The following is a 10,773-nucleotide window of genomic DNA, read 5'->3' as shown; positions in this document are numbered from 1 at the left end:
TGTCTACCAACGGTATTTATCCATCACGTAGTTAATAATAATAACAACCCAAGGGATAGCTATATTGCCCCAAAAAGGATTATTTAATTAATGCAACAAGTTCACTTTATTTCGGGATTACCCCGTTCAGGCTCTACATTGCTGGCTGGTATTTTAAGGCAAAATCCTGCTTTTTATGCTTCTATGTCAAGCCCTGTTGCGCCTTTGATTAATAACTGTTTAGAGCAAATGGGGGCCGGCGGTGAGTTTTACACCTTTTTTGATGACCAAAAGCGCAAGGAAATGTGCCGAGCTCTATTCGACGCTTATTATCGGGACAAGAAGCAACATCAGGTATTGTTTGATACCAACCGCATCTGGACTGCCCGCATGCACCAACTGACTGAACTTTTCGGTGATTACAAGATCATCTGCTGTGTCCGTAATCCAGCATGGATAATGGATAGTTTCGAGAAAATTTATCGTAAAAATCCATTTGATTACAGCCGGATGTTTAATCCGCAAAATCGACAGACAGTGTATTCACGTTGTGAATCTATGATGAATACATCAGGTACCGTTGGTAGTGCATGGACCGCATTGAAGGAAGCTTATTATGGCGAATACTCTGATCGATTATTGCTGATCGATTACGATTTATTGACCCAATATCCAGAGCGCTCAATGCAGTTGATCTATCAGTTTTTAGATGAAGATATATATGAACATGATTTCGACAATGTGGCATATGATGCAAATGAGTTTGACCAGCAGCTTGGTGTAGCTGGTTTACATACAGTAAAGAAAAAAGTGGAATTTAAAGCGAGGCGAAGCATATTACCGCCAGATTTATTTCAACAGTACAGCGAGATGGCCTTTTGGCAAGATACGCAGGGTACGGCCGCTAATATCATCGCAGCAAAACAAGAGTCAAACAAAAGCAATATATTGTAGCTTGGATTTTGCCGATACGGATGTGGAGACTTTAGTTTTATCTGAAACTGATGATATCTACTTCGGTGCAATGCTACTGAATGGTAAACGGAACGGGATGTCCTTATGAACAAGTATTTACTCAGCACTATTGCGGCGGCTACGCTGCCAATGGGATTAAATAATGCGTCAGCACAACTAGCAGGTGCTTACACTTATATTGGTAGCAGAAATAGAGGTACGGGTATTATATCGAGCTTTTATGAAAAGGCTCAGCCTCTCCATGCTCCAGTGAAACTACAGCAGGCTCCCGTCGCAATTAGTGAACTAGATATTTCTGTTCCTAAATCAACTCTAACATCAGCTTTATCCAACCGAAATAACGTCAGCCAGCGTTTAACTAAGCAAGGTGATTTGGAGTTAGTTGCCCACGTTCCGGTTAACGAACTTATTATTATTGATGCAGCGGTGCCGGATAAGCACTTGTTTTACAAAAAATTAAAAAACAATATTGAAATCAAAGAAATTAATAGCCAACAGGATGGTCTGGAACAACTTAAAGCAATACTGTCTGGTTATCAAAACCTGGATGCTTTACATCTAGTTTCCCACGCCGATGACGGTGTTATTTATCTGGGTAACAGTCAAGTAACGATGCAACTGCTCAAAAATGAAATAACTGTCTTATCCTCTTTAGACAATGCCCTCAAAGATGGTGCCGATTTGTTACTTTACGGCTGTGATTTGGCGAAAAGCAAGAAGGGAGAAGACTTAATCGAATTAATCTCCACTGCGGCCAATATTGATGTGCTGGCTTCAAATGACTTAACGGGTTCAGGAGTACAGGGTAGTGACTGGGATCTAGAAATACAAATTGGTAATATCGAAACAGACAAGCCTTTTAGTGAGATCGCGCTGCGCAATTTCGGTGCTGTACTTGCAGCCGGTGGTACCATCGACATGACCGGATTTAGCAGTATCAACGGTTATGGCAAGTATAGAGCATCTTCCAATTATGATTTTAACGGTTACACATTAGAACTATCAGGAAATATAAGTTCAGGACGCTGGTTCAGTGGTGTGCAATATGGATACGGCGTTTATGTGAACGCTTATGGTGACTCAGCGTTTTCAAAAGTCTATTTTAATTTTTCTGCCGACGAAACATTTGATGCGACTTCAATTTATGTTTTCAATAGTCAGGATGTAAATAAATCCTTTAAAATAACCTCTGATAAGGGGGATGTTGTCAACAGTTCTACATTAGCTTCTCATAGTGGAATTGCGGGTACAGGAGAAACCGTTACCTTAACGGGTTTTACTGGCATATCTAAACTTACTATTGAGAATAGTGATGGTAGCGATCTTTCTTTTATCAAAATAGATGATCTAGTAGTTACTAATGTTACCGCCGCTGCGTCAAATGCGTCACCAACAGATATCAGCTTATCTTCAATCTCTGTTGACCAAAGTTTGGGCGTTAATGCCAGCGTTGGTACATTAACAAGCACTGATGCTGATGTGGGGGATAGTCACACTTACTCCTTAATATCTGGTAGTGGGGATACGGACAACAGCAGTTTTACCATTAACGGTAATGCATTAACAGCCAACGATGCTGCGGCGTTAACTGCAGGTAGTTATACGATATTAATTAATACTAACGATGGTACCGATAATTTTTCTAAGTCATTTACCATCACAGTAACGGATAATATTGCGCCGCTACTGAGCACGGTCAGTATACCAAACAGCAGCCATAAGGTCGGCGATACCGTGACGACGACCATCACAGCCGCAACCGACAGCGATGATTACACCACGGGCAGTGGCGGTATAATTGGTACCATCAACGGCTATTTACTCTCCAATCTGACCAAAGTCAGTGATACCCAATATACTGCTAATTTCACCATCACAGATGGCGGCGCAGATGCGGCAGCCAGCGATACCATCGCCGTCAACCTGACACTGACCGACAGCGCCGGTAATAGCAGCAGTACGTATACCTCTGCTATCAGCCAGGAAAGTGATGCCCTCTATGCCAACCTGCCGGAAATATCATTAACAGCAGATAGCAATACCATTGCCGAAGCCGGCGGTGTATCGACATTAACAGCAACATTAAGCAACAGTTTAAATAACCAGTGGCCCGTCGATGTTAGTGTCGGCCTGGGTTACAGCGGCACTGCCACCCTCACCACGGACTATGCAGGTGCGACCAGCATCACTATCGCCGCAGGCAGTTCCAGTAATACCACCCCCCTAACAGGGGTCAGTGACAGCCTGTATGATGCGGCCAGTGCAGAAACCATTATCGCCGATATCAGCACTGTGTCTGCTGGCAGCAAAAGCACAACCGCTCAGCAAACTATCAGTATTGCCGATGCTCAGTCTGCGCCGACGGTAACGCTCAGCACTAGTACCGATAACCTAGCTGAAAACGGCGGCAGCAGCACGGTAACCGCTACCTTGAGTCACGCCACCTATGAAACCGTCACGGTCGATCTGGCCTATTCAGGCACGGCAACCAGTGGCTCGGATTACGCGACCCCGAGTGCGACGATCACGATCGCTGCGGGCGATACCACAGCAGATACCAGTACCGGACTCAGCAGTATTGATGATGCCGATGGTGAAGGCAATGAAACCATTATCCTTGCTGTCGCCACTGTCAGCGGCGGCGGGGCCAGCGAAAGCGGCACTCAGCAGCAAACGGTGACGATTACCGATGACGAAGATACCGCAGCGCCGCTACTCAGTACGGTCAGCATACCAAACAGCAGCCATAAGGTCGGCGATACGGTGACGGCAACCATCACCGTCGCAACCGACAGCGATGATTACACCTCTGGCAGCGGCGATATAACAGGTACCATCAACGGCTATTTGCTCTCAAGCCTGACCAAAGTTAGTGATACTCAATATACTGCAAGTTTCACCATCACCGATGGCGGCGCGGATGCAGCCGCTGGCGATACAATTGCCGTTAACCTGACGCTGACCGACAGCGCCGGTAACAGCAGCAGTACGTATACCTCGGCTATCAGTCAGGGAAGCGATGCCCTCTATGCCAACCTGCCAGAAATATCATTAACAGCAGATACTAATACCATCACCGAAGACGGCGGCGTTTCGATATTAACGGCTACTTTGAGCAATAGTTTAAATAACCAGTGGCCAGTAGATGTTACGACTAACTTGACGTACACAGGCACAGCTAGCGCTGTAACGGATTACAGTAAGTCTGACAGTATTGTTATCTCTGCTGGTAATAGCAGTAATACCGCCACTGTGACGGGCACAGCTGATACGGTATTTGATGCTGCGATAGATGAAACTGCGATTGTAGATATCAGTACGCTCAGTGCCGGTAATGAAGGTTCGACCAATCAACAAACCCTTACTATTACCGACGCAGAATCAGCGCCAACAGTGACGCTATCAGTGGGCAGTAGCCCTGTGGTAGAGGATGGGGGGACGTCAACCATTACAGCGACTTTAGATACAGCGACTTATGCAGATGTTGTTGTTAATTTGGGTTATACCGGCACTGCAACAAGTGGCGGCACGGATTATAATACCCCAAGTTCATCAATCACTATTCCAGCGGGTAGCTTAACAGCGACTGCTATTACAGGTATTACTACTGTAGATGATGTTAATGCTGATGGTGATCAAACGATTATTATAGATGTGGCGTCGGTCAGTGGCGGTAGTGCGACAGAGTCGGGTACGCAGCAGCAAACTATTATTATTACCGATGACGACGATGGCGCAGCACCTGTCTTTGATTCTATGCCGTCATTGTCAAACATCACAGCAGAAGGTGCTGATTTATCGGTAAACATGGATGAAGAGGGTACGGTTTATTATCTTATTGTTAATAATGGTGCGGCAACGCCAACCGCAGCACAAGTTAAATCTGGCGCGAGTTACAATAGTGTTACCGTGTATGCAAACGGTAATATCACAACTATTGGTACAGTGGGTAGTCGAACTATAACAGGCTTAAGTGACGGTGTTGACTACGATGTTTATGTTGTCGGTGAAGATAGCGTCGCTAACTTACAGAGTGATGTAAATGTTGTTAAATTGGCGCTAACCACCCCCGATACCTTAGCTAATATTACCAGTATTGCTTTATCTGGTACGCCAGCGGAAACAGCAACTAGTGTGATGTTTTCTGTGGTGTTCGGCGATGATGTGACAAATGTGACAACCACTGATTTTACCGCGACATTAGTCAGCGGTGAAAGTAATATCGTACCCACAATAACAAGCATCAGTGGCTCAGGTACCACATATAATGTCACGGTGAATGCCGGTGTGACCATTGGTGAACTACGTTTAGATCTTAATGCCAATACTGATATCGTCGATGAAAACAGTAATACCCCAGATGCTTATTCAAGCGGTGTTGTGCATACGGTTAATACGAATAACAAGCCAACGGTTAGCGAAGCAACAAGTAATGTTGGTCCTTTTACCATTGATGAAGATATCAAAACAGCGTTAGATTTAAGTGACGTACTCATTGCTGATGGCAATGATGATTCACTGATTGTCACTATCAGTGTGGGCAATGGTTTAATTTTTGCTACTGATGGCAATACCACTGTTAATGCAACGACCATCACGGGTTCAGATAGTAACGGGAGTAGCAATATTACCTTGATGGGACTGAGTACTGATATCAATGCTTTCCTCAATGATACATCACGTATTTCATTTCAAACCGATGAAAATGATACAGCTTCAGTGTTGTTTACCATTACTGCTAATGACAATTTAGAAACAAGCACAGCATTGACAGAGACGATTACTATTAATGCGATTAACGATGCACCGACGATCAGTGGTACACCGACTACGACTCTGGTTGATGGTAATGCTTATAGCTTTACTCCAACGGCAAATGATATTGATGGTGATACACCTTTGACCTTTATTATCACTAATAAACCTGATTGGGCTGCTTTTGATCGCGACACCGGTGCGTTAACGGGTGTTCCGCAACCTGCAGATGTGGATACAACAGTGAATATTGTGATCCGAGTTGAAGACCCAAGTGGAGAAGGTAACGAATTAGCTGCTTTTGATTTAGAGATAACCAGTTCCAACTCAGCGCCAGTGATTTCAGGAACTCCGCTTACGACGACTGCAGAAGATGCGCCATATCGTTTCACGCCAACAGTGACAGATGTGGATAGTGGTGATACTAAAGTCTTCAGTATCACCAACAAACCAAGCTGGGCGACTTTCAGTTCAGTCACCGGTGAACTGTCAGGGATGCCATCAAACAGTAATCTAGGTACCACGAACAATATAACGATCACAGTTACTGATGGTATCGGAGCGCAAGACAGTTTGACTGCGTTTAACTTAACCGTGACGAATGTCAATGATGCGCCTGTGATCAGTGGTACGCCAGCGATCACAGTAGCTGAAGATACAAGTTATAGCTTCACGCCAGCAGTGACAGATGTAGACAGTGGTGACACTAAAACTTTCAGTATCAGCAACAAACCAAGTTGGGCCATATTCAGCAGCACAACAGGTGGATTATCTGGCACCCCAACGAATGACAATATTGGTACAACGAGTAATATCATTATCACGGTGACAGATAGTAGCAATGCATCAGCTAGCCTGAGTGCATTTAGCTTAACCGTTACTAATGAAAATGATGCGCCGGTTATCACTGGTAGTCCTACAACGACGATAGCTGAAGACGCGGCTTATAGCTTCACGCCGACGGTGGTAGATGTAGACAGTGGTGACACTAAAACTTTCAGTATCAGCAACAAACCTAATTGGGCTTCGTTCAGCGCGGCAACAGGCACGTTATCTGGTACGCCAACGAATGACAATATTGGTACAACGAATAATATTGTTATCACAGTGACCGATGGCAGTGGGGTCGCAGTTAATTTAAGCAGCTTTAACTTAACTGTCACCAATGAAAATGATGCGCCGGTTATCACTGGCAGTCCAGTAACGACGATAGCTGAAGACGCGGCTTATAATTTCACGCCGACGGTGGTAGATGTAGACAGTGGTGATACTAAAACTTTCAGTATCAGCAACAAACCTAATTGGGCTTCGTTCAGCGCGGCAACAGGTACGTTATCTGGTACGCCAAGTAACGACCATATTGGTACAACGAATAATATTGTTATCACAGTGACCGATGGCAGTGGGGTCGCAGTTAATTTAAGCAGCTTTAACTTAACTGTCACCAATGAAAATGATGCGCCGGTTATCACTGGCAGTCCAGCAACGACGATAGCTGAAGATGCGGCTTATAATTTCACGCCGACGGTGGTAGATGTAGACAGTGGTGATACTAAAACTTTCAGTATCAGCAACAAACCTAATTGGGCTTCGTTCAGCGCAGCAACAGGCACGTTATCTGGTACGCCAACTAACGATGATATCGGTGTTACTAATGGCATTGTTATTAAAGTCAAAGATGGCAGTAATGCATCTGCAAATCTGGGGGTATTTAGCCTCACAGTGACGAATGAAAATGATGCGCCAGTTATCACCGGCTCACCAATCACGACAGTTGCTGAAGACGTGGCGTATAGTTTCACGCCAACAGTGATCGATGTGGACAGTGGTGACACTCAAACTTTCAGTATCAGCAACAAACCTAGTTGGGCCTCGTTTAGCACGACAACAGGTTTACTCTCTGGCACGCCAGTGAATGATGATGTGGGGGCGACGGCGGGTATTGTTATTACTGTCACCGACGGTAGTAACGTCGATGCAAGTTTAGAGGCTTTTGAACTAACCGTGACGAATGTCAATGATGCCCCAGTTGCTGAAGATGATGTATCGACAATTAAGGCGAATGGTGATGACCTTTATACCTTAAGTGTATTAGGCAATGACAGCGATGATGATGGTGATGAGCTGGTTATCGAAGGCGCGGATGCAGACTTAGGTAGCGTGACAGTGGTGAATAATGAGCTGCTTTATCAGGCGGATGCGGACTTCATTGGTACGGTTAAATTAACCTATTCAATCAATGATGGTAATGATGCACGTGATAGTGCAATCGTGACGCTCTCGATTGAAGATGCAGTGCAAAGCCAAGCGCCAACCATTACAGCACCTGATGATATTGTTGTTAATGCGACAGGACTTTATACCAAAGTTATTACGGGCACCGCAACGGCAACCGATCGCAATGGTGATCCTATTGCCGTCTCATTAGTGGATAATAATTTACTGTTCTCACCTGGAACACATGAACTCTATTGGCAAGCCACTGATGCGCTTGGTGTGCGTAGTGTTGCTTCACAGCAAGTCACTGTGCACCCGCTAATATCACTGAGTAAAGATCAAATTGTTCACGAGGGTAATGAGGTGGAAGTGCAAGCGATTTTAAATGGTCGCGCACCTAGTTATCCCGTCATTTTGCCCTACAGTATTACGATTAAAACAGGCGGTGTGGTCAACAATGTGATCGATGAAGATATCACCATTAATGAAGGTCAAGTTGCTACGATCAGCTTATCTGAGTATCAGTTTTCAGCAGGTGAAACCGTGATAGTAACGCTCGCGAGTGGTTTAAATCTGGGGACTCAAGCCAGTACCAAAGTGGTGATCAGTGAAGATAATATAGCGCCTGTGCTCACGTTTAATATTGAGCAAAATGGGGAAATTCGTCAGACGGTTAGCCAAGCGGACGGTGACGTGACGATTCAAGCGATAGTCACAGATGCAAACCCAGGTAATACCGTCACTGTTACTTGGGAAAGTGAAACATTAGCCGATTTGGATAATGACGAAACAATTTTCCGTTTTGCACCTAGCGATTATACCGCTGGTTCTTATTCACTAACGGCGGTCGCTACTGACAATGGCACGCCAATCTTAAGTGTGACGTCGCATATTTTTGTTGATATTAAAACATCATTAGTTGCACTCACTAATGAGCAAGATACCGACGGAGATAACATCCCAGACCTGAATGAAGGTTATGGTGATGATGATGGTGATGGTATTCCTAACTATCAAGATAGTAACAAACTAGAAACCTGTAATGTTGTTCCTGAAACATTAAATACCCAGACGCAGTTCTTAGTGGAAGGCGAACCAGGTGTTTGCTTACGTAAAGGTTTAGTATCGTTGAACAGTGTGCAAGGTGGCTTGCAGGTCAATGAAGGTGAATTAGCGGCTATTGATACCGAGGCTAAAAACGTCGGTGGCCTGTTTGATTATATTGCTTATGGCTTACCGCAAGCAGGACAAGTTTATAAGATCGTCTTCCCACAATTATTACCGATCCCTCGCGGGGCTGTTTATCGAAAATACAGTAATAACGTGTGGATGGAATTTGTTGTCGACGCTGACAATAAACTCCTGAGTGCGACTGGTGAGCAAGGGTACTGTCCACCACCTGGAGATCAAAGTTGGGTTGAGGGTTTACAAGAAAACCACTGGTGTGTGCAATTACAGATCCAAGATGGTGGGCCAAATGATGACGATGGTATTGCGAATGGAACAATTATCGATCCCGGTGGTGTTTCGGTATTGCTAAATGGTAATGCGTTCCCTGTCGCAGAGGATGACAATGTTTCCTTGATTCAAAATACGGAGATAACAGTTACAGTATTGGATAATGACAGTGATGTTAATGGCGATGTTTTAGCGGTCGCTAATGCAAGTGCAGTCTTTGGTTCAGTGGTCATTAATGGGCAACAAAGCATTACTTATACGCCCACTATGGACTATGTTGGTCGCGATACTATCGCTTATACCATTAACGATGGCAATGGAGGCACGGCAATAGCCCAAGTGAATGTTACTGTGACCCCTCCTGATGCCAGTGCTGTTAGTAATAAATCGAAAGGAGGCTCGATGTCATGGTTCTTTAGCTATGGTTTGCTATTAATTGCGTTCGGACGTAAATATGGCGCACGCGTATTGACTATCGTGTTAGCGATGTTGAGCTTTAATACTCGAGCCGATGATGACATCGTTATTTCAAAAGACACGGCAAATACCGAAGTGGTGGCGAGTAGCGGTTCGATGCTTGCGCCGAGTGATAAAGATAAATGGTCGATAGCGCTAAATTCAGGAATAAGCCGTTTGCATGGTAATTCGAATGTCAGTGGGATACCGGCAGAAAATATCGTTGATATTGATGATCAAGGTATAAGTTGGGGGATCACTCTCGGTTATCGAATGTCGCAGAACTGGAGCGTATCAGTCGGTTATTTGGATCTCGGTGAAGCAAGTACTGTATTACAAAGTAATACGTTTAACTATCATCAATCGGTAGCGCAAGTGACGCCTATATTTGGTGATGGCATAGTACTGGGACTAAATTATCAATTTTGGCAACACCATAAGTTTAGTAGTGAAGTGATGGCGGGAGCATTTGCTTGGCGTAGTCAAATTGATAGTACCTTTGAAGACGTGACGATAGAGCATAAACAAGACGGTATCGACCCTTATGTGGGAGGCGCGTTAGCGTATGCGTTGTCAGATGATTGGAAAGTGGGACTAGAAATGAAACGGTATTTCTTAGATGCAAATGACGTTGATAATTTTAGCTTAATATTGGCTTATCAGTTTTAGCTTGGTTTTGAATTAACTTACCCTGTAAAGAACATCTCTTTAGTGTTAACTAAACGTAAAGAGGTGTTCTTAACTCAACGTTCATGATAAGTATTATCTCCGACGGTAAAGGGTGTGTCATTGGCGCTGGTCTCTACAGGATTGTTTGTATCTATTGGCGTATTCGTACGAGTGTTAAGTGAATCTATCGATGTGTTTTAGATCTTACTGTTCAGACAAATTGTGTTCATCGTATTATTACTATCGGCAATAGTCAGCAGTCGA

General features: G+C 44.3%; 2 protein-coding genes. Both read left to right on the top strand.

The genetic code is table 11. The features are described from left to right. The first annotated feature begins 90 nt into the window (after positions 1 to 90). Complete coding sequence (locus QNK26_RS13380) at positions 91 to 933, top strand: sulfotransferase (RefSeq protein ID WP_319223742.1); 843 nt, start codon at positions 91 to 93, stop codon at positions 931 to 933. Between the two features lie 105 nt (positions 934 to 1,038). Further along, entirely contained in the window at positions 1,039 to 10,509 is a 9,471-nt protein-coding gene (locus QNK26_RS13375; protein WP_319223739.1) for a DUF4347 domain-containing protein, read from the top strand. Positions 10,510 to 10,773 lie beyond the last annotated feature (264 nt).

Origin of the sequence: Moritella sp. (assembly GCF_033791185.1) — a bacterium.
In the GTDB taxonomy this organism is placed as follows: domain Bacteria; phylum Pseudomonadota; class Gammaproteobacteria; order Enterobacterales; family Moritellaceae; genus Moritella.
The sequence above is the reverse complement of the archived record's forward strand: the minus strand, read 5'-3'. Positions and strand labels throughout refer to the sequence as shown.